Here is a 20,748-nt window from a genome sequence, read left to right as displayed (position 1 = left end):
GCTCATTATAGTCATTCAATTATTTGAGTAAAGTTAAAATCTCGCTTTAGTGACGATTTGTTTAAAATGACCTTAATCCGCTCGGCTGCCTTAGATAACGCTTACCCCGGCGTTTGCCGGGGTTAATTGACTAATCAAAGACGCCATTGATTATTGACGTCACGATCGCCGTGCTTAGCGCAATCAGCACCAAATCCTTGCCAACCACCCGCCACTCGTAGCCAGGATAGTAAGGAAGTTCATTAAGCATCGACGCCGGTACCGCTTTTTTGGCAATCCCCGGCGGCAATGGTTTGCCGCGAGCCAGGTTTTTCGCTATTCCTGGAGGCAGCGATGAGTAGCCGGTTAAGCCATAGTTTACCGCCAGCGAACGCGCTCTGGAGAAACTGATATCAGAAGAGACGTGGTCTGGTTTGCCGTAATTTTTCCTCTTTCCCGGGCTCTCCTCTTTGTGCCCCTGATTACCTTTATCTACGTTTTTACCGTGATTGCCGCTATTGCCATGATTAGCGCTGTTGCTGTTGCCGCCGCCGTTTCCGTGGCCATTGCCATTACCATTGCCGGGATTAGCGATAGCAGGCGTCGCCATCAAAAACCACGAAAGGCCCGCCGCCAGCGCTGTTTGCCAAATTTGCTTTCTGGACATGATCTTTTCCTGAGTGGGAGTACTCACCTTTAATTTAGGTGAATAACCTTCGCGCAACAATTTCCCGTCATCTTAAATTTAATACACCATGGAAACCCAACCTTATGATGGTGAATTCATTCACCCCGAAGCCGGACAAAGCGCTGAAACCAGCATGCCAAACTTTGATAGTGAATTTTTCATTATTTTATTCTGCAAATGCCTTTTCACCGATGCGATTAAAAATTTAAAACCATTAACAATCAAATAACATTAGCAGGCAAACATTTTATCTGAGGAAAATAATAATATGTCTACCACCCAGGTTCTGGGCGACGCCGCGTTCGCCTCCCCAGGACAGCCCCACTCCAGCCTGACCGCTCGCATCGATGCGCTGCCCGCCTCCGTTGGCCTGTGGTCATTTATCACCCTTCTGGCGTTGGGCGGCTTCTTCGAGCTGTACGATCTTTTTCAGACCGGGTACATCAGCACCGGACTACTGGCAGAGGATATTTTTCATACCGGTGAGAAAGGCATTTTCGGTATTTCCGACCAGGCCGCGTTCGCTTCATCAACCTTTATGGGACTGTTTATCGGCGCCAGCCTGCTTGCGCCGCTGGCGGACAAGCTGGGACGTCGCCTGACCTTTATGTTCGCCCTCGCCTGGTACGGCGTCTTCTCCCTGATTATGGCCCTGCAAAGCAGCGCAGAAGGCGTTATTTTCTGCCGTTTTCTGGTCGGCGTCGGCCTCGGTATTGAGCTGGTGACGATCGATACCTACTTAAGCGAATGGGTACCGACGCATCTGCGCAACAAAGCTTTCGCGTTTGCCTTCTTTATTCAGTTTTTATCGGTACCCGCCGTGGCGCTGATGTCATGGATGCTGGTACCCGTTACCCTTTTTGGCCTCACCGGCTGGCGCTGGGTGATTATTTTCGGCGCACTCTGCTCGCTGATCATTTGGGTTATTCGCAAAAAGCTGCCGGAATCGGCGCGCTGGCTGGATGAAAAAGGCCGTCACGAAGAGGCTCATAAGGTGATGTGCGAAATGGAACAGCGCTGCGGCGTTGCGCCATCACCGCGCCACCGCGTTGAACAGCTAGCTAATGCGCGTAAACCCGGAAACTTTAAAGAGATTTGGGCTCCGCAGTACCGCAAACGCACCATGATGCTGATGGTGATGAACTTCTTCCAGGCCATCGGCTTCTTTGGTTTCGGCAACTGGCTGCCGGCGCTGCTTTCCGGTCAGGGGGCAAGCATTACCCACAGTCTGCTGTATGCGTTCTTTATTAACCTCGCCTATCCAATAGGCTGTCTGTTCTGCACCCGTTTTGTCCATCGTTTTGAAAATAAATGGCAAATCGTGCTTTCAGCGCTGATGACGGTGGTGTTTGGCACGCTGTTTGCCCTGCAGAATAGTCCGGCGCTGCTGGTGATTTGCGGGTTTATGATTACCTGGTCAAACGCCTGGCTGACCATCAGCTATCACGCCTACCAGGCTGAAGTTTTCCCCACCCACATTCGCGCGCGGGCTGTCGGCTTCTGCTACTCCTTCAGCCGACTGTCGACGGCGATCACCAGCATCTTGATCGGTATTATTCTGCAATATGCCGGTACGCCGGGAGCCATTAGCTTTATTGTCGCCAGCATGCTGATGGTGATGCTGTCAGTGGGCATCTTTGGTCCGAAAACCCGGGGGATCAGACTGGAGGATATTTAATAGCAAGCGCCGCCGGGATTTAGCCGGCGGCGCGTGTAGGCAGACTCTTATCAATAGCGGAGAAATCGTCAGCGCCATTACGACTCTCAGCTCTCAGGCGCGAGCGGCGTTTTGGCTTGAATTTATCCACCCACAGATGGCAGGCTAAGCGCGAATAATCGTGACTCGGGCAGGAAAAAATGGATCACCCGTCAGCAAAAAATATCATCGCATTGTATGAGAAACAGTGGGCAACCTTCCAGGCCCAGCGCTCAACCAGCCTGTTTGAAAAACCCTGGCTGGACCAATTTTTGGCCCATCTAAGACCCGGCGGAACGATTCTGGATATTGGCTGCGGTAACGGCTCGCCGATCGCTGAATATTTTCTGCGCCGGGGTTTTCCCGTGACCGGCGTAGATGCCTCTCCTTCAATGATTGCCCGATGTCGGCAAAAGTTTCCCATGGGCCGCTGGCTAACCGGCGACATGCGCGAACTGGCGCTGGCGGAGAGATTTGATGGCGTGGTGGCATGGGATAGTTTTTTTCACCTTCCTCGGGCCGATCAGCGCAGGATGTTTAGCCTCTTCGCCGCTCATTCTGGTGACGGCGCGGCGCTGATGTTCAATACCGGTACCAGCGACGGCGAGGCCGTCGGCCAGTTTGCCGGCGAGGCGCTGTATCACGCGAGCCTGGCGCCGGAGGAGTATCGCAACCTGCTACGGCAAAATGCTTTCGAGGTGGTTAATCATAGCGTGGAAGACCCGCAGTGCGGCGGTCGTACGGTCTGGCTGGCGGTTAAGCGCCGCTAGCTTGTCAGCGTTCGCTGAAAATTACCTGCGCATCGGCAAAACATTTTTCCGCCAGCGACGATACCGGCTCTTTATTGCGCATAATCAGCGCCAGCATCGAATCGACCTCCGTCTCAACAATCGGAATGATTTCCAGATTATCGCTTAACGCTTCCAGCCCGTTATTCAGCGGCATAATCGCGCAGCAGATCCCGGCCTGCACTGCCTGGATTATCTGAAAAGTAGAGTCGCTCTCAAACACGTACTTTGGCGCCAGCCCCTTGGCCTTAAAGCTCATTTCAATCGATTCCCGGTAGTACATGCCCTTTGTCAAAAAGCCCAGCGGCAGCGCGGCCAGCGTCTCCCATTCGGGGATGGTCTCTTTAAACTGAAAATGACGGGTATCATGCAGTAAACCCATGCGGGTATTCGGCAGCCAGACCACGTTGAACAGCTGGCTATCGACGTGATGCAGATAGCAGATCCCCAGATCCAGCTGGTTACGGCTAACCCCGTCGATTATCTGTTCCGAAGTCATCGACAGCAGGCTGAACTGCAGCTCCGGGTATTTATCCGCCAGCGGTTTTATCAGCTGCATCGGATTGAGGCTGGCTAAAGGCACCATCCCCACCCTCAGCTGACCGACCATCTGCCCGCGACAAATAGCCGCCTCCGCTTCCAGTCCATCATGCGCCGCCAGCAGCGCCCGCGCCCAGGCCAGAATCCGCTCCCCCTCCGGGGTAAAGCCCTCAAAGCGTTGCCCGCGCTGAATCAGCGTCAGATTGAGCTCTTCTTCAAGATTACGGATACGCATGGAGAGCGTGGGCTGGGTGATATGGCAAGCCGCCGCGGCCTGGCCGAAATGTCGCGTCCTGTCGAGCGCAATCAGATACTTAAGCTGTTTGATATCCATTAATTATCCATGGTGAGCGCGCAGGCAAAATGTTAGTTAAATGTTATGTTCCGCGTCCATGAAATTCAAGCACCGCCGGACCGTGGCTTGCCCGGCGTTCACAAGGCTATCTGGAGTAAGGGTTGGTCGGGTCAGATATTAAGCCGATTGCGGCACAAAGGCAGACGATTCACCGCCGACGACTCCCACGCCGTCGGCGAAACGGAGCCTTAGCGAACCTCTTCCAGCGCGCGGATCTCTTTCGATCGCAGGGTTAAACGCACCGGTACTGATTTATACGACGGCGTACCGCTCTCTTTATCGAGATAATCCAGCGGTACCAGCACGTTCGCTTCAGGATAATAGGCCGCAACGGTGCCCGGTGCGATGCTGTAGGCCACTAGCGTGATATCCTCCAGCCGCTGATGGTGACCGGGCAGCGCGGAGCTGATATCCACCCGATCGCCGTGCTCAAATCCCTGCTCCGCCATATCCTGCTCGTTCATAAACAGCACGTCGCGACGGCCAAACACGCCCCGATAGCGATCGTCCAGGGCATAAATGGTGGTGTTGTACTGATCGTGACTGCGCAAAGTGACCAGACGCATCACGTCGTTACCGTCCACCTGCTGGTTTTCGTGTACGCCGTCGAAAACCGAAAACATCGCTTTTCCGGTCGGCGTCGGCCAGATACGTTCCGTTGGCGGCAGCGGCATACGAAAACCGTCGGGGTGGCGAATACGCTGGTTGTAATTGTCAAAACCGGGAATGGTCTGCTCAATCAAATCGCGGATGCGGTCGTAGTCGGCGACCAGCGACGGCCAGTCAATTTTGCTCTCCGGCAGCGTGGCCACCGCCATCGCCGCGACGATCGCCGGCTCCGAGCGCAGCTCTGACGAAGCGGGTTTCAGCTTGCCCGATGAAGCGTGAACCATCGACATCGAGTCCTCAACGGTTATCGACTGGCGGCCCGTCTCCTGAAGATCCAGTTCGGTTCGACCCAGGCACGGCAGAATAAGGGTCTCTTTCGCCACCAGAAGGTGCGACCGATTAAGCTTGGTGCCAATATGCACGCTCAGATCCAACCCGCGCATCGCCGGAAAAGCCCGTTCGCGATCCGGCATCGCCACGGCGAAATTACCGCCAAGGCAAATCAGCGCTCTGGACTCACCGTCGATCATCGCCTGTAGCGCTTTTACCGCATCGTGCCCGTGCTCCTGCGGCGGCGTAAAACCAAACACCCGCTGCAGGCTGGCCAGGAACTGAGCGCCTGGTTTTTCGGTGATGCCAACGGTGCGGTTGCCCTGGACGTTGGAGTGACCGCGCAGCGGGCAGATCCCGGCGCCCGGCTTGCCGATATTACCGCGCATCAGCAGCAGATCGGCGATCAGACGTACGTTTGAAGTGCCCTTATTATGCTGGGTAATGCCCATACCATAGGTAATAATTGTGGCGTCAGATTTGGCGTAAGCTTCCGCCACGCGCTCAAGGTCGTCGCGCGTCAGGCCCGATTCACGTTCAATCTCCTGCCACTGGGTAGTCTGTATATCCTGCGCAAAGTCAGCAAAACCCAGCGTGTGCTCATCGATAAACGCCCGGTCCAGTACCTCTCCCTGCTCTGCTTCCAGGCTTAATAGCGCCCTGGCGATACCTTTAAGCGCCGCCGCGTCGCCGCCCGCTTTGACCTGGAAGTAAGTCGATGCAATGTTGGTTGAGCCGTAGGTCGCCATCTCAATGACGTTCTGCGGATCGGCGAAACGCTCCAGCGCCCGCTCTTTTAGCGGATTGAAAACAATTATCGGCACGCCCCGGCGCGCCAGTTCATGTAGCGTTCCCATCATACGCGGATGGTTGGTTCCGGGATTGTGGCCGATAGAGATAACCAGCTCGGTCTTATCAAAATCCTCGAGCGAGACCGTACCTTTACCGATGCCGATAGACTGCGGCAGACCGACGCTGGTGGACTCATGGCACATATTGGAGCAGTCCGGAAAGTTATTGGTGCCATATTCGCGGGCAAACAGCTGGAACAGCCAGGCCGCTTCGTTAGAGGCGCGTCCGGAGGTATAGAACTCCACTTCATTAGGTTGCAGGGAGCGGAGAATTTCACCGATGCGGGCACATGCGTCTTCCCATGAAACCGGACGCAGCGTGTCGCTTGCCTTGTCGTAGGCTAACGGCTGGGTTAAGCGCCCGTAGCCTTCCAGCTCGAAATCGCTCTTTGCCAGCAGCGACGTAACGGTGTTTCGTGCCAAAAACTCGGCTGTAACCCGTTTACTGGTCGCTTCCCAGGTCACCGCTTTGGCGCCGTTTTCGCAGAACTGAAACGTTGATTTATGCTCTTTGTCGGGCCAGGCGCAGCCGGGACAATCGAAGCCGTCCGGCTGATTAGTGCGCAGTAGCGTGGCGGGGGCATCGAGCGCATCCATTTGCGTACGGACGGCGATAGCGGTGGCTTTTAAAGCACCCCATCCCCCGGCCGGACCATCATAGGGATGGACGCCGGGAACGGCGCGTCTTCTATTACTCATGTTAACTCCTGATGCGCTTTCGGCGGCGGATTGCAGGTGAAACGCCGCGTTATTTCTTATCGCCCGCTATCGGCAACGACAACGGGCTTTTGTTAACGAAAGCATAACAATCAGGCCGACGGACGTATAATCAATGTTATCTATCACGCGTTAGATTTAACTTATTTAACGAATAATAAACATACAGCGTCGGACAATATCAGGTCAGGTTGTAGTAACGATCCGGCTCAAGTTGTTCCGGCAACGGGTGCTGGCCGGTCATGTCCAGCAGGTTACGTTCAATAGTGTTGCACATCGCGTTCAGCGGCAAATCATTGGCCGCGGTACCGAACGGATCTTCCAGCTCTTCCGCCAGCGAATCCCACGATAAAAAGGTGTAGGAGATAAACACCGACACGAACGGCGTCATATAGTGAAGATCGCCGACCAGCGCGAACGGCAGCAGCGTACAGAACAGGTACACCGTGCGCTGCAAAATGAGCGTATAGGCAAAGGGTACCGGCGTGCTGGCCAGACGCTCGCAGCCGCCCAGCGCATGACCCAGCTCATCCAGCTTGTGGTCCATCAGACCGAAGTTGATATCGCTAATCTTTCCTGCAGCGCGAAGACGCCCCAGTTCATCCCCCGCCAGCAGCAGGATACGATTGGTTGGCATCGAGCTGGCCCGTATTTCCGCCACAATCTGCGGCGGCAGCAGACGCGCTAAATCGGCGCTTGGGTCGGTTTTGCGCAGCTGATGTTTCAGGCTCCAGCTAAACGCGATCAGGTAGCTCACCAGGCGCTGATGGGAAACGCTCTCCTCCGGCAGGATATTCTTCAGCTGACGCACCAGGGTTCGCTGGGCAATCAGCACCGTTCCCCAAAGATTGCGCGCTTCAACAAAACGGTTATAGCTGGCGCTATTGCGAAAGCCGAGAAAAATGGCGATGGCGATCCCCAGCAGGCTAAACGGCGCGACGGTAAGGTGGATCCCAAGCTGTTCATACCACTGATAGCTGATGATAGCGATAATCGACATCATGACGTTAAGCAGCAGGCGAAAGACGATTTTTGACAGCACGGAGCCGTGCCAGTCAAACAGACGAAGAAACCAGTGTTGTTCTGGCCGGATAATCATTGTATTACTTCCTGAAGATTCGAAAGGCTTAATAGAGGGGGTCTATTAAGCGATTTAATTTTATATTGTGCAAAAGTACGACACGGTTTAAACCGGCTATTTATCAGCGATGACAGAATAGCCGGTAAATTATGGTCCTTTTTTATTTTTCAGGCAATATTGTCCGGAAAATAACAAACCCGGCGATTGCCGTGGGATAAACTAAGTGGCAATGGCGGAGATTTCCGCACGACAAGGGTCGATATGAATCATCATATTCAGGACGTTATGATTTTTTAATACCCGAGAGCGGGCCAGGAGCGCAATATCGTGCCCTTCGACCACCGATAAATTTCCCGGCACTTCGATGTGCACATCAACCAGTATCAAATCACCGGCACGGCGGGTTTTCAGGTCGTGCAGAGCAACAACCCCGGGTGTCGCCAGAATTGTGGTTTTTATTTGCTGTTCGGTCTCGCTGTCCACGGAACGATCCATTAAGTCATGCAGCGCATCTGCCGAGAAGGTATAGCCCATCCGGGCGATCAGCACGCCGACAACCAGCGCGGCAACCGGGTCCAGCCAGGCGAAACCCGCCAGATTCCCGATGATACCCATCGCCACTACCACCGATGACGCCGCATCAGAGCGGGCGTGCCACGCGTTGGCAATCAGCATTGAGGACTGGATCCGCGTGGCGGCTCTTAGCATATAGCGGAATAAAATCTCTTTGGCGGTCAGCGCGCCAAGCGCGACCCACAGCGCGGTAATATGCACATTCGGGATAGACTCCGGATTCAGCAGTTTGTTGCAAGCGGACCACAGCATACCGATGCCAACCAGCAACAGCAGTGCGCCAATCACCAGAGAGGCGCCGTTTTCATAACGCCAGTGCCCGTAATGGTGATCGCTGTCCGAAGGTTGGCGGCTTTTTTTATTGGCTATCAGCACCACGAAGTCCGCAACTAAATCGGAAAGAGAATGAATACCATCGGCAATTAAGCCCTGCGATCCGGAAAAGATCCCCGCCAGTACCTGAAAGCTCGACAAAAAAAGGTTCACCACCACGCTAACCAGCGTTGTTTTACGCGCAACCCGTGAGCGCTGACTCTCGTCGGCAATCTGCATCATTATTAATCATCCTGACAAAAAGAAATAACCTACGCGATTTAGTTTAATTTTTCCTGAATATTCCCTGCTCGTTAAGATAATATTTAATTATTTTTAACCGACAAGAAAATATAAATGAGAATAATTTTTCTTTATACAAAATAGCCTGAGCAATAATAGCTCAGGCTATTTTTAAGATAAAACCACAAACTAAAAAGTTAAAGTTCATTCATCCGGCGCATTGCGCAATGATAAGCGCCGTTACGCACCGAAGCGCGTAATATGCGAGCAACGCCGTGGACCGCAATCCTCGCGCTGTGTCGCTGCAGCGCGCTCATGGGTAAATTGAGCATTTCCTGCGCCCACAACGGCAGCAAATCGATACCGGCGCGCATCATTACCCGCCCAACCGGTTGACTCATACGGCCCGGCAGGCGGGTCGATAGCAGCACCTCGGCGACTTCCCGGGTTCGCTCATCGTAGCGGAGTTTTGGACGCATATCCTGTAGATAGTCGGCAACCTGGCGTGGCGTTAGCGGAATATCTCGCGCCCCAAGACGACGGGCAATTTCGCCGGCTTCCTGGTAGTACTGCTCCTGGCGAGCGGCGCTAACCACGCTGCGTTTATAGCGCAGATGCGAGGCCATAAAGCTGCTGCACTCGGCGACATGAACCCAGGTCAGCAAGTCAGGGTCGCTGGCCCGGTAGGGCGTACCGTCTTTATCTTCGCCGTTCACCCGCAGATGGATCCCCTGCACTTTTGCAATCAGCCGTTCGGCGTCGACGGTGGTTCCAAAGGTCGTGGCGGAAATAAACTGGCTGGTGCGGCGCAGACGGCCGAAGATATCTTCCCGAAAGTTTGAGTGATCCCAGACGCCCGCCAGCGCTAAGGGATGGAGCATCTGTAGCAGCAGCGCGCTGACGCCTCCGCACAGCATGGAGGTGAAATCGCCATGCACCTGCCAGATAGCCGACCGTGGACCAAATAGCCCCGGCTCACCTTTAGGCTGTTCAAAATCGATCTCTTTTAACGCTATGCCGGTTAAGCCCAGAACCTGAGCTTCGATCGTTTTGCGTATGCTGACCATTATCCGTCCGCTCCTTTCCGTGAGCGAAAAAGATAGCATTAATCGGCGTTGGAGGCATTTGCCTTGATGGCTTTTAAGACGCGAGCGCCCGCCACTGGCGGGCACCTGAGATATTAAGCATTAAGCTGATAGTCGAGGCTTATCTCAGCGTTGAGAACCTGCGACACCGGGCAACCGGCTTTGGCTTTTTGAATAATGCCGTCAAAGACATTGGCTTCAATGCCTGGCAGCACAATTTTACTCTGTAGCGCAATTTTGGTAATCGCAAAACCGCCGCCGGCTTTATCCAGGGTAACCACCGCGGTGGTATCAATTGAGGTGGCAGTATAACCTTCTTCACTTAACATTAACGAGAGCGCCATGGAGAAACAGGCAGCATGGGCAGCCCCGATTAACTCTTCCGGGTTGGTTCCCTTTACCCCCTCAAAACGGGTGTTAAAACCATAAGGCTGCTGGTTCAGCGCACCGCTCTCGGTCGAGACGGTTCCTTTACCGCTTTTCAGATCCCCTTCCCAATGCGCCTGACCTTTCTTATGGATTGCCATGATATCGCTCCTTTTGGACATTAAAGGTTTTAAGTATAGAAGCCCCTTGCCTGTCTGGATGACACACGGCTATTTTCAGATCAATCTGTAGGGATATTCTTGCTCATATTAACGCCGGTAACGTGGAACCCGCTGACTTCGTAGAGACGACGAGCGCGCTGATTATCGCCAGCGACGCGCAGCTTAATTTGGCGGATACCTTTGCTTTTCAGCTCATTCTCTAAGGCCGTCATTGCTTGTTTACCCAAACCTTGCCCCTGAAATGCCGGAAAAATATAAAAATCGCAGATAAACGCGGAGCGCATCTTTTCATCCGGCTTGTACCAGAGATAGCCGACCCGGGCCGCCACTTCATTGAATAGACAGCATAAAACCTGGCCGCGGGTATTGACGCCGTCGGGTAGATCCGCGGCGATTTCACCCTGCGCCTGGGCTAACGCCGCCGCTGGTGCAAGCGCATAATTAGCCGAAATTTCCGCCGCATAATCGGCGATAAAATAGTCAAGGTAAGCGGAGTATTCTTCATCGCGCATTGAGCGAAGCTCTATCATCAAAGCGTTCCTTTTGGATCGTGAGTGTGGGCCAGCTGCTGCTGGATCTCAGCGAGAAATAGCGGCAGCGCGCTTGGCTGAAAGTCCCGCGAGAGGTAAATGCCGTATACACTCAACGCTTTTGGTCGCCATGCCGGTAAGATCTGCTTCAGTGCCCCGCTGTTAAGCGCCCTTTGCGCCTCCAGCTCCGGCAGCATCGCAATACCGCAGCCGGCAACGGCTGCTTCCATTAGCAGAGAAGATATCCCGGCACTGAGGTTACCGGAAACCGCCACCGCCGCGCTATTGCCGTCGGCGTCGCTAAACTGCCAGGTCTGACTGGCAAAATGGCTGTAATGCAGACAATTGTGGCGAGTCAGGTCGTCCGGCGTTTGCAGCGGTTCGTTCTGCTGCAGCCAGCACGGCGAAGCGCACAGAACCGAACGGCAAACCCCAAGACGGCGGGCAATCGTCCCTGGTTCAGGGTTATCGGTGATCCGAATCGCCACGTCGATCCGTTCGCCTATCAGACTCACCGGATGATTATTGATATCCAGCTCAAGGCGCAGCTGGGGATAACGGGCGAGAAAATCGGGCAACAGCGGGGAAATAAGCTGCATTGCGGTGAAGTGCGCGCAGGCAACGCGCAGCGTTCCGCTGGGGATCGCGCGCTCGCTCTGTCCGGCTATCTCATCCGATATCTGCGTCAACGCGCGCGTTTTTTGCAGCACTTTTTCCCCGGCGGGAGTCAGCGTCAGTTTGCGGGTTGAACGATGAACCAGCCGGGCGCCGGCCCACTGTTCCATCTGCTCAAGATAGCGGCTGACCATTGGCCGCGACATTCCCAACGCGCGCGCGGCAGCGCTTAAACTCCCCAGTTCGCAAATGCGCATATATACCTGCGCGGCAATAACCCGATCCATTATTTGATTCCATCTGCACGTTTTATGAAACTCAGCATCTCTTTTTTCAGGAATTTTCGCAAATCAGGAAATCCGTAGAATAACGCTGATTCACCTGACAAAGAGAAAGCGAACATGAAATTATCTGCCCTTGCTATTGCCACTACGCTGTTCAGCGCTTCAGTTCTGGCCGCCCCCTTAACGCTGCAAACTTACAATCCCCAGGAGAACGGCATTTTCGCGGTTAACTCCACCCTCGCCTCCGGTCCGCACGAAGCGGTGTTGTTTGACGCTCAGTTCAGCGTAAAAGACGGCGAAAAGCTGGTTGAAATGATCAGAAAAAGCGGGAAGAAGCTTACCCGTATCGTGATTACCTCCGGCGATCCGGATTTCTATTTCGGCCTGGAACCGCTGGTGAAAGCGTTCCCGGAAGCCAAAGTGGTGGCTACCTCGCAAGTCGTTAAACACATTAACGCCACCAAAGAGGCCAAGCTGGCGTATTGGGGCCCGCAGATGAAAGACGGTGCGCCAAAGCAGGTCTACGTCCCGCAGGCAATAACAGCGAATACCTTCACCATCGACGGGGAAAAAGTTGAGATTCGTCAGCCGCAGAGCTACGCGGCGTATGTGTGGATCCCGGCCAATAAAGCCATTCTTGGCGGTACTGGCGTAGCATGGGGAATGCACGTCTGGACCGCCGACACGCAAAGCGTGGAAAACCGTCAACAATGGATTAATACGCTCGATGAGATGGCCGCTCTGCATCCGCAACGGGTGATCCCGGGTCATTACCTCGGTACTCCGCCCGCGGGCGATCGGGCGATAATTTTTACTCGCGATTACCTGACCCAATTTGAGCAGACGCTCAAAGAACACAAAGATTCCGCAGGCGTCATCAAAGCGATGAAACAGCGCTGGCCAGGGCTCGCGGAAGAGAGTTCTCTGGAGCTGAGCGCTAAAGTAAACACCGGCGAAATGAAGTGGTAATCACGGCTTGCTCTTGCTTTTTGTCGGGGAGCGATTTCCGTCATCACATAGAGACTGTTCTTAATCTGCCGGTTCGACATTGCGCATCCCGGGAAAATGGACCACGCTGATTATCGTCGCGTTAATAAAACGCGGCGTACTTAAGGGTTAAATTTCGTCCGACGCCCGTCGGGCTTGTCCTTGAAACCGAAACAGGATAAAGGAGTAAGAATGAAATCGAACCATCAGGCACGTCATCTTCTCGGTCTGAACTACAAGCTTTCTCAGCAGAAAAAAGTGCTGCTGGAGGGCGATGCGGAAACCACGGTTAACCATATCCACGCCACCGGCCGCAAGCGCCGCGGCGGCTAAATTTTCAGCTGAATGATGATAAAAACACCGTCCTTTTTTGCGGATGGTGTTTTTTTAAGCCTATCGCCCTCATGTTTACCCTCCTTTGAACTCTTCTGCTTTATACTCTGCCCGCGGCCATTCCCTGCCAGCCCCCGCCTGTCGCCGCGCCAGGGCTGAAGCGATTATCAAGGAGCCAGTGCGATGCAATTCACTTATAAGAAAAACCGCTCTCTTTACATCCCTTACGCGGGCCCCGTTCTGCTTGAGTTCCCGTTGCTCAACAAAGGCAGCGCCTTCAGCATGGAAGAGCGTAGCAGCTTCAACCTGCTGGGCCTGCTGCCGGAAGTCGTCGAAACTATCGAAGAGCAGGCTGAGCGGGCGTGGATCCAGTACCAGGGATTTAAGACCGACATCGACAAACACATTTACCTGCGCAACATCCAGGATACCAACGAAACGCTTTTCTACCGTCTGGTCGGCAACCATATCGACGAGATGATGCCGGTGATCTATACCCCGACCGTCGGCGCCGCCTGTGAACGGTTCTCTGAGATCTATCGTCGCGCTCGCGGCGTGTTTATCTCCTGGCAAAACCGCAATAACCTCGACGACATTCTGCAAAACGTGCCGAACCACAACGTCAAAGTTATCGTGATGACCGACGGCGAACGTATTCTTGGCCTCGGTGACCAGGGCATCGGAGGAATGGGAATTCCTATCGGCAAACTGTCGCTGTATACCACCTGCGGCGGCATCAGCCCGGCTTATACCCTGCCGGTGGTACTGGACGTCGGTACCAACAACCAGCAGCTGCTGGACGATCCGCTCTACATGGGCTGGCGCCACCCGCGTATCACCGACGACGAGTACTACCAGTTTGTCGATGATGTTATCCAGGCGATTAAAGCCCGCTGGCCAGACGTTTTGCTGCAGTTCGAAGACTTCGCGCAGAAAAACGCCATGCCGCTGCTTAACCGCTACCGCCATGAAGTGTGTTCATTCAATGATGATATCCAGGGCACCGCCTCGGTCACCGTCGGTACCCTGATCGCCGCCAGCCGCGGCGCAGGCAGCCAGCTTAGCGAACAGAAAATTGTTTTCCTTGGCGCGGGTTCAGCGGGCTGCGGTATTGCCGAGCAGATCGTCGCCCAGATCCAGCGCGAAGGTTTAAGCGAAGAAGAGGCCCGTAAACGCGTCTTTATGGTTGACCGTTTCGGCCTGCTGACCGATGCCATGCCGAACCTGCTGCCGTTCCAGAGCAAACTGGTGCAAAAGCGCGAGCACCTGCAAGACTGGGACACCACCAATGATGTGCTGTCGCTGCTAGACGTCGTACGCAACGTAAAACCGGATATTCTGATCGGCGTGTCCGGCCAGCCGGGGCTATTCACCGAAGAAATTATCCGTGAGATGCATAGACACTGCCCGCGGCCAATCGTAATGCCGCTATCCAATCCGACCTCCCGCGTGGAGGCCACGCCGCAAAATATCCTCAGCTGGACCGACGGAGAAGCGCTGGTTGCTACCGGGAGTCCGTTCGCCCCGGTCACGCTCAAAGGCAAACAGTACGTTATCGCTCAATGTAATAACTCCTACATCTTCCCGGGAATTGGGCTTGGCGTTATCGCCTCTGGCGCATCGCGCGTGACCGATGAGATGCTGATGGCCGCCAGTGAAACCCTGGCGAAACATTCGCCGCTGGTAAATAACGGAGAAGGTCCGGTTCTGCCGGAGCTGAAAGATATCCAGATCGTTTCGCGCGCTATCGCGTTTGCCGTGGGCAAGGTTGCTCAGGAGCAAGGCGTGGCGGTGAAGACATCTGCAGAAGCGTTGTTACAAGCCATCGCCGATAACTTCTGGCTGCCGGAATACCGTAACTATCGCCGGACATCGATTTAATCGGTCGAACAGTACTGTACCAGGCCTGCTTTGCAGGCCTTTTTTGTTCTCTGCTCGCCAAAACCTCTCTCTTCCTCTACACTGCCAGCATCCTTCAACCAACTGAATAGAAAAGGAGGATCCCATGCTGTACTGTGAAATGTTTATTTTTTCACATACATTTGGCGATCGCACCAGCTCAAGCGTTATCGGTATCGTGCTGCGATAACTTCAGCTTGAGCGAAGACACCATAGACTAAATCCCTTCCCTCGGGCTTACCGGGTTATCGTCAGCGATGTTTGACGAGGCATTCACATGCCTGTAACTCTTGAGTAAGTTCACAATGAGTACATTACTAACTGCACAATCTCTTCATGTTGATACGGCGTTTGGCCCGCTGTTCACCGAGCTCTCCTTTACCCTGAAAAAAGGCGACCGCATTGGTCTTATCGGCTACAACGGCTGTGGCAAAAGTACCTTGCTGCAGGTGCTGGACGGGACTATCGACCCCACTTCGGGCAGTGTGGCGCTGGCCAACCATTGTCTGCTGGCGCGGGTGGAACAGCATCTCCCTGATACGCTATTAGAACAGTCTCTCCTTCAGGTGGTACTGGCAAAACTGCCCGTTATTGACCGTGAGCATCACGTCTGGCAAGCGGAAAGGCTACTGGCGGAGATGGGCTTTACGCCAGCGGAGACTCAGCAGCAGGCATCAACCCTGAGCGGCGGACAGCATACCCGCCTGCTGCTTGCGAGGGCGCTCATTCAGCGTCCGGATCTCCTGCTTCTGGACGAGCCGGGAAACCACCTCGATCTGCCGACCCTCCTGTGGCTGGAAAGCTTCCTGCAAACCTGGCAGGGGAGTTTCGTTCTGGTGTCGCATGACAACATCCTTTTGGATGTTGTAACTAATGCCAGCTGGATCCTGCGCGAAAAAACCCTGCACGCCTTCTCCCTGCCCTGCAGCGCCGCCCGTCAGGCGCTGGACGAGCAGGACGCCAGCGATGCGCTGCGCCATAAAGCCGAGCAAAAGGAGATCGACCGGATCGCTGCCAGCGCCAAACGGCTGGCTATCTGGGGCCGGACCTATGACAACGAAGATCTCTCGCGCAAAGCCAAACAGATGGAAAAGCAGGTCCAGCGCCTGAAGGAGAGCCAAACCAATCTCACCGCCGGAACGCCCTGGCGGCTAGCCCTGCAAGGCGACGCGCTGCGCGCTGACCGCCTGCTGGAGATGGAAAACCTTCCCGTTTCCCCTGCTCCGGGTCTGCCAGCTCTGTTCACTGCACGCCTGGCGCGGCTGAAAAGCGGCGACCGGGTGGCGGTGATGGGGCGTAACGGCTGCGGCAAGTCTTCACTACTGCGCCTGCTGTGGCGGCACATGCAGCAGGAAACGGCGGAGGACGGGTTACGCCTGCATCCGCGGCTGAAACCGGGTTATTACGACCAGAGCCTGCATCAGCTGGCGGATGATGACTCCCTTCTCGACGCGCTGGAGTCATTTGAACCGGCGGCGGAAACGCGTAAACGGGCGCTGATCGCCGCCGGATTCAGCTGGGCGCGTCACGGGCAAAAGGTTGTGACCTTAAGCGGCGGCGAGCGTTCGCGTCTGCTGTTCGTCGGCCTGTCTCTCGCCCGCTATAGCCTGCTGCTGCTGGATGAGCCCACCAACCATTTAGATATGGATGGCAAAACAGCGCTGGCGGCAACGCTGCGCGACTACCCCGGCGGCCTGCTGCTGGTGAGCCACGACCGTGAGCTTATCAACAACAGCTGCAATCGATTCTGGCTTATTGATGAGCACGGGCTGAGCGAATGGCATAGCGCCGAAGAGATCTATGACCTTTTACGCATCAAGGTTCGCCGTCCGGTCATAGAGAATACGACGATGAGCCGCCGCGAATCAGAAAACGATCATGATGCGCTGCTGGAGCGGTTAATCACGCTCGAGCAGCTGCTGAGTGACGATCTGGCGCGTAAACCAAAACATCAAAAACCGCAGCTGCAGGCGCAGTGGCGTGAGGAGATTGCGACAATCAATTCGTTATTAAGCTAAAGGTTCTCTCCCGGCGCGGATGTTCGCGCCGGGAGATTATTCGCTGTGGTTCTACTCTCTTTGTGTGACCCGGCTAAACTGCTGTTCGGTCATCATCCTGCCCCACTGATCCCCTTGCCACTCTTTATGCAGCGTGAAGCCAAAGGATTCATAAAGCCTGCGGGCGGCATTCAATCCGCTGAACGTCCATAGCTGCACCGCCGCAAAACCCTGGCTATCGCAAAAGTTCATGGCTTCACTTAGCAAACGCCTGCCGACTCCGCTTCCCCGACAGCTATCATCCAGAATAAACCAGCGCAGATGCGCTTCATTGTTACCCAGGTCCTCGCCGTCAATCGCCACCGACCCGACAATCTGCTCGCGGTCCACGGCCAGCCAGACCTGGCTGCGCGGGGACGCCAGACGAGTGGAAAACTCCGCCAGCCCGCTGGCGACTTTACTCTCAAAAAAGCGACCAAAATCATAGTGCTTTGCATAATACTCGCCATGCATCTGCGCGATGCGGCCAATCATCCCCGGACGGTAGCCGGTAATGATGCCGATCTCTTTTTTTGCTGGACTCGCTTTGGCGTCGCGACATTTTTCCAGCGCGTAAGCCCAGGTAGTCAGGCCCTGCGCAACGTTTTGCTGCTGCTCTTCACTTAAATGCGCCAGCGCGTTAACCACCCGCATGGCTCCGTAGGCGTTAATTTTATCCACCGTCACTGCGCCCTTCGCCGTTAACTCGAGCTGTTTAAAACGCCCATCATGAGTAGAGATTTTTTCCTGTAGCTCTCCGGCCACGATTAACCGGGAAAGCATGCGCGAGACGCTCGATTTTTCGAGCCCCAGAATCTGCACCAGCTGCGCGGCGGTCATAGCTCCACGGAGCGATATCTCCAGTAAAGTGTGAACCGCGGAAGGTGAATAGTCCGTGGCGGCCAGAGTGGTGCTCATAAAGCCCAGCTCGCGGACCATCAGGCGTGAAGCGGTACGAATTTCATTAATCAGCGAAGTCGTCGTCATTTTAAACCAGCACAGCCAATGAATAGTTGTAATATACAACCATCTTGCGCTCTATGCTGTCAATGCCTGGGACTAGCCGACTTGTCACAAACGTCAGGGCGCTATCCGCAATAGCTGGCGGTTTCGTAGCGTGTTTATCCACATCTCAGCTGTTATTTCACAGGAAAATCTACAGGCACCGGCGGATGCCTGTTTTTAAACTTATTGCGGATTTTTCTCTTTCCAGGCTTCCCATGCCGTTTTAATTTCCTGCTTCGCGGCGGCGGCATCGTTAAAGCCGTCCAGTTCTACTTTTTTGCGGCCTTCCGGCAGCTGTTTGTAAACACGGAAGAAGGCCTGCAGGCGCTCCTGCTCAATTTTTGGCAGATCGCTGATATTGTTGATGTCATCGTAGGTTGGGTCGATTTTGCTTGCCGGAACGGCAATGATTTTATCGTCTTTCTCACCGCCATCGATCATTTTCAGGACACCAATCGCGCGCAGCTTAATCAGCGTTCCCGGCGCCATCGGCGCGCGAGTATAAAATATCACGTCCAGCGGATCGCCATCCCCCGCGAGGGATTGGGTTAGCGAACCGTAGTTAGCCGGATAGACCACCGGCATCGACTGAAAACGGTCGGCAATCAGAAAACCGGTTTTGGCATCAGTTTCATATTTAATAATCCCGCCCGCGGGGATTTCAGTCACGGCGTAGAATTCTTCGGGATTGTTTTGCGGCTGCGGAAAATCCAGTACGTTATGCGCCTGAACGGCGCCAGACAGAAGAAGTCCAGCGATAAGAAGAGTTTTAATCCGATGCATTGTATTGTCGCTCTATCGTGATAAAAAATTGAAAAAAAACAATAAAGCCAAAAGATGAAACGCGCATGACCGAGAAATGGCAGAAATGTTACGAAACATTCATTAACAAAGCTGATCGATAAACCGGCATAAAAAGCTATCTCTGACCTGAATACTCATTACCCCCTTGATTTTATAGTGATTTACAACAATCCTTAGCAGGCGTAAAAACAAAACTGTGTTAATACGCTTATAATTTATAAGGAGAACAGAATGAAAGCTGCTGTCGTCACACAAGATCATCAGGTCAATGTTACGGAAAAAACGCTTCGCCCCCTGAAGCATGGCGAAGCCCTTTTAAAAATGGACTGCTGCGGCGTGTGTCATACCGACCTGCACGTTAAAAACGGCGACTTTGGCGATAAGACCGGAGTCATTCTTGGCCATGAAGGCGTAGGCGTCGTGCAGCAAGTCGGCCCTGGCGTAACGTCTCTGAAACCTGGCGATCGTGCCAGCGTCGCGTGGTTCTTCGAAGGCTGCGGACATTGTGAATATTGTAACAGCGGCAACGAAACGCTGTGCCGCTCGGTCAAAAATGCCGGCTATACCGTAGATGGCGGTATGGCTGAAGAGTGTATCGTCATCGCCGATTATGCGGTCAAAGTACCGGACGGCCTTGATTCAGCGGCGGCCAGCAGCATCACCTGCGCCGGTGTGACCACCTATAAGGCAGTGAAAGTCTCCCATATTAAACCCGGCCAGTGGATTGCGATTTACGGTCTCGGCGGCTTAGGCAACCTGGCCCTGCAATATGCGAAAAACGTGTTTAACGCCAAAGTTATCGCCCTTGATGTTAATGACGAACAGCTGAAACTGGCCGCAGAGATGGGCGCAGACTTAACGATTAACTCGCGCAGCGAAGATGCGGCTAAAATTATTCATGAAAAAACAGGCGGCGCGCACGCTGCCGTCGTGACCGCAGTCGCGAAAGCGGCGTTTAACTCAGCGGTAGATGCGGTTCGCGCTGGCGGACGCGTAGTGGCGGTTGGTCTTCCTCCGGAAGCGATGAGCCTGGATATTCCGCGCCTGGTCCTGGATGGCATTGAAGTGGTTGGTTCGCTGGTAGGCACCCGTCAGGATCTGACCGAGGCCTTCCAGTTTGCTGCGGAAGGTAAAGTGGTACCGAAAGTTACCCTGCGCCCTCTGGGTGATATCAACGCTATCTTTAAAGAGATGGAACAGGGGCAGATTCGCGGTCGTATGGTAATTGATTTCCGCCGCTAATCTTCGAACCTCTCCCGCTACGGGAGAGGTTTAATTTTTCCCCTCACACGCACGGCCCCGTCGCGCAACCGTACATCATGACCAGCGGGAATATCGGTACCAGGGCAATTGACCCCAGCGTGCTGATTGTCTGCGTTTTATCGTTAATGGACACCACGACCGGGCTGGCAAGCCGATAAGCCTCATCCAGCTCAACGGGGTCAACGTTTGACCAGAAACCGCTCGCTTTAGACAGCACGCCAGGATGTTCGTTATCCAGCGCCGTCGCTTTATATTGGTTGGTTAATAGCGTTTGTTGACCGGCATCCAGCCTGCGCTTGTCAAGCACCACCAGATATTCCGCCACCACCTCATGCTGCTTCACAACAAAATTAACCCGTACACCGGTTGCGACATTATTAAAGCGTTCGTAGAAAGTATATACCCTAAATAATTCGAGTTGCATGACACAACGATTAGCCGTTTTGAACCGCGCTTGCGCTGACTCCAAAGGGGTGACGCGGCCATCGCACAGGCAACTTGAAGTATGGCGGGTATAAATGCTTTTTATGCAAATGCTTAGCGCAAATCCTTACTTCCTTTGTTAAAACGCGCGCCCGATGATGGCCAAACAAAAGA

18 protein-coding genes and 1 pseudogene are annotated in these 20,748 nt (G+C 54.2%); 7 read left to right on the top strand and 12 right to left on the bottom strand.

The window, feature by feature from the left end; genetic code table 11:
- Positions 1-130: 130 nt before the first annotated feature.
- The gene (locus tag GJ746_RS12390; RefSeq protein ID WP_154680469.1) at positions 131-646 is read right to left on the bottom strand and encodes an anti-virulence regulator CigR family protein; all 516 of its coding nucleotides are present in this window, start codon (positions 644-646) and stop codon (positions 131-133) included.
- 289 nt (positions 647-935) lie between these two features.
- On the opposite strand from GJ746_RS12390, the gene GJ746_RS12385 reads away from it, so the two are divergent.
- The gene (locus tag GJ746_RS12385; protein ID WP_154680468.1) at positions 936-2,345 is read left to right on the top strand and encodes an MFS transporter; all 1,410 of its coding nucleotides are present in this window, start codon (positions 936-938) and stop codon (positions 2,343-2,345) included.
- A 179-nt stretch (positions 2,346-2,524) separates the two neighbouring features.
- A complete protein-coding gene (locus tag GJ746_RS12380; RefSeq protein WP_154680467.1) occupies positions 2,525-3,133 on the top strand; it encodes a class I SAM-dependent DNA methyltransferase in 609 nt (202 codons plus the stop codon).
- Between the two features lie 4 nt (positions 3,134-3,137).
- Here the strand turns inward: GJ746_RS12380 and GJ746_RS12375 are convergent, their stop codons facing one another.
- The 8 genes from GJ746_RS12375 to GJ746_RS12340 all read right to left on the bottom strand — a co-directional run bounded on the left by GJ746_RS12375 (position 3,138) and on the right by GJ746_RS12340 (position 11,827).
- On the bottom strand, positions 3,138-4,025 hold the full coding sequence (locus GJ746_RS12375) for a LysR family transcriptional regulator (RefSeq protein WP_154680466.1): 888 nt from the start codon (positions 4,023-4,025) through the stop codon (positions 3,138-3,140).
- A 209-nt stretch (positions 4,026-4,234) separates the two neighbouring features.
- Positions 4,235-6,535 carry an FdhF/YdeP family oxidoreductase gene (locus GJ746_RS12370; protein ID WP_154680465.1) on the bottom strand — a complete coding sequence of 767 codons (2,301 nt, stop codon included), beginning with the start codon at positions 6,533-6,535 and terminating at the stop codon, positions 4,235-4,237.
- Between the two features lie 199 nt (positions 6,536-6,734).
- Entirely contained in the window at positions 6,735-7,652 is a 918-nt protein-coding gene (locus GJ746_RS12365; protein ID WP_154680464.1) for a bestrophin family protein, read from the bottom strand.
- A 201-nt stretch (positions 7,653-7,853) separates the two neighbouring features.
- Positions 7,854-8,762 carry a cation diffusion facilitator family transporter gene (locus GJ746_RS12360; protein ID WP_154680463.1) on the bottom strand — a complete coding sequence of 303 codons (909 nt, stop codon included), beginning with the start codon at positions 8,760-8,762 and terminating at the stop codon, positions 7,854-7,856.
- A gap of 197 nt (positions 8,763-8,959) precedes the next feature.
- Entirely contained in the window at positions 8,960-9,829 is an 870-nt protein-coding gene (locus tag GJ746_RS12355; protein WP_154680462.1) for an oxygenase MpaB family protein, read from the bottom strand.
- A gap of 113 nt (positions 9,830-9,942) precedes the next feature.
- The gene (locus tag GJ746_RS12350; protein ID WP_154680461.1) at positions 9,943-10,374 is read right to left on the bottom strand and encodes an OsmC family protein; all 432 of its coding nucleotides are present in this window, start codon (positions 10,372-10,374) and stop codon (positions 9,943-9,945) included.
- An 80-nt stretch (positions 10,375-10,454) separates the two neighbouring features.
- Entirely contained in the window at positions 10,455-10,925 is a 471-nt protein-coding gene (locus tag GJ746_RS12345) for a GNAT family N-acetyltransferase (protein WP_154680460.1), read from the bottom strand.
- Positions 10,925-11,827, bottom strand: coding sequence for a LysR family transcriptional regulator (locus GJ746_RS12340; protein ID WP_154680459.1), 903 nt, complete (start codon positions 11,825-11,827; stop codon positions 10,925-10,927). The genes GJ746_RS12345 and GJ746_RS12340 overlap by 1 nt, the downstream gene beginning before the upstream one ends.
- A 114-nt stretch (positions 11,828-11,941) precedes the next feature.
- On the opposite strand from GJ746_RS12340, the gene GJ746_RS12335 reads away from it, so the two are divergent.
- The 4 genes from GJ746_RS12335 (at position 11,942) to GJ746_RS12320 (ending at position 17,061) form a co-directional block, all read left to right on the top strand.
- Positions 11,942-12,793: a Vmh family MBL fold metallo-hydrolase gene (locus tag GJ746_RS12335; protein ID WP_154680458.1), complete on the top strand. Its 852-nt coding sequence runs from the start codon at positions 11,942-11,944 to the stop codon at positions 12,791-12,793.
- Positions 12,794-13,003: 210 nt separating this feature from the next.
- A complete protein-coding gene (gene sra / locus GJ746_RS12330; protein ID WP_154680457.1) occupies positions 13,004-13,144 on the top strand; it encodes a stationary-phase-induced ribosome-associated protein in 141 nt (46 codons plus the stop codon).
- Positions 13,145-13,327: 183 nt separating this feature from the next.
- Positions 13,328-15,025 (top strand): NAD-dependent malic enzyme, encoded by a 1,698-nt coding sequence (locus GJ746_RS12325; protein ID WP_154680456.1) that lies wholly within the window; start codon positions 13,328-13,330, stop codon positions 15,023-15,025.
- A 323-nt stretch (positions 15,026-15,348) separates the two neighbouring features.
- Complete coding sequence (locus tag GJ746_RS12320; protein ID WP_154680455.1) at positions 15,349-17,061, top strand: ABC-F family ATP-binding cassette domain-containing protein; 1,713 nt, start codon at positions 15,349-15,351, stop codon at positions 17,059-17,061.
- 51 nt (positions 17,062-17,112) lie between these two features.
- Here GJ746_RS12320 and GJ746_RS12315 read toward each other — a convergent pair whose 3' ends face one another.
- Both GJ746_RS12315 and GJ746_RS12310 read right to left on the bottom strand, forming a co-directional pair.
- Positions 17,113-18,066 (bottom strand): helix-turn-helix domain-containing GNAT family N-acetyltransferase, encoded by a 954-nt coding sequence (locus tag GJ746_RS12315; RefSeq protein ID WP_154680454.1) that lies wholly within the window; start codon positions 18,064-18,066, stop codon positions 17,113-17,115.
- Between the two features lie 201 nt (positions 18,067-18,267).
- Complete coding sequence (locus tag GJ746_RS12310) at positions 18,268-18,867, bottom strand: inorganic diphosphatase (protein ID WP_154680453.1); 600 nt, start codon at positions 18,865-18,867, stop codon at positions 18,268-18,270.
- 252 nt (positions 18,868-19,119) lie between these two features.
- Here GJ746_RS12310 and adhP point away from each other — a divergent pair, with 252 nt between their 5' ends.
- A complete protein-coding gene (adhP, locus tag GJ746_RS12305; protein ID WP_154680452.1) occupies positions 19,120-20,130 on the top strand; it encodes an alcohol dehydrogenase AdhP in 1,011 nt (336 codons plus the stop codon).
- A 43-nt stretch (positions 20,131-20,173) separates the two neighbouring features.
- Here the strand turns inward: adhP and GJ746_RS12300 are convergent.
- Positions 20,174-20,566: pseudogene (locus GJ746_RS12300) on the bottom strand (hypothetical protein); the annotation flags it as partial.
- Positions 20,567-20,748: the final 182 nt, after the last annotated feature.

This window comes from Klebsiella oxytoca (assembly GCF_009707385.1).
GTDB lineage: Bacteria > Pseudomonadota > Gammaproteobacteria > Enterobacterales > Enterobacteriaceae > Klebsiella > Klebsiella oxytoca_C.
This window is presented reverse-complemented; position numbering and strand designations above follow the sequence as displayed.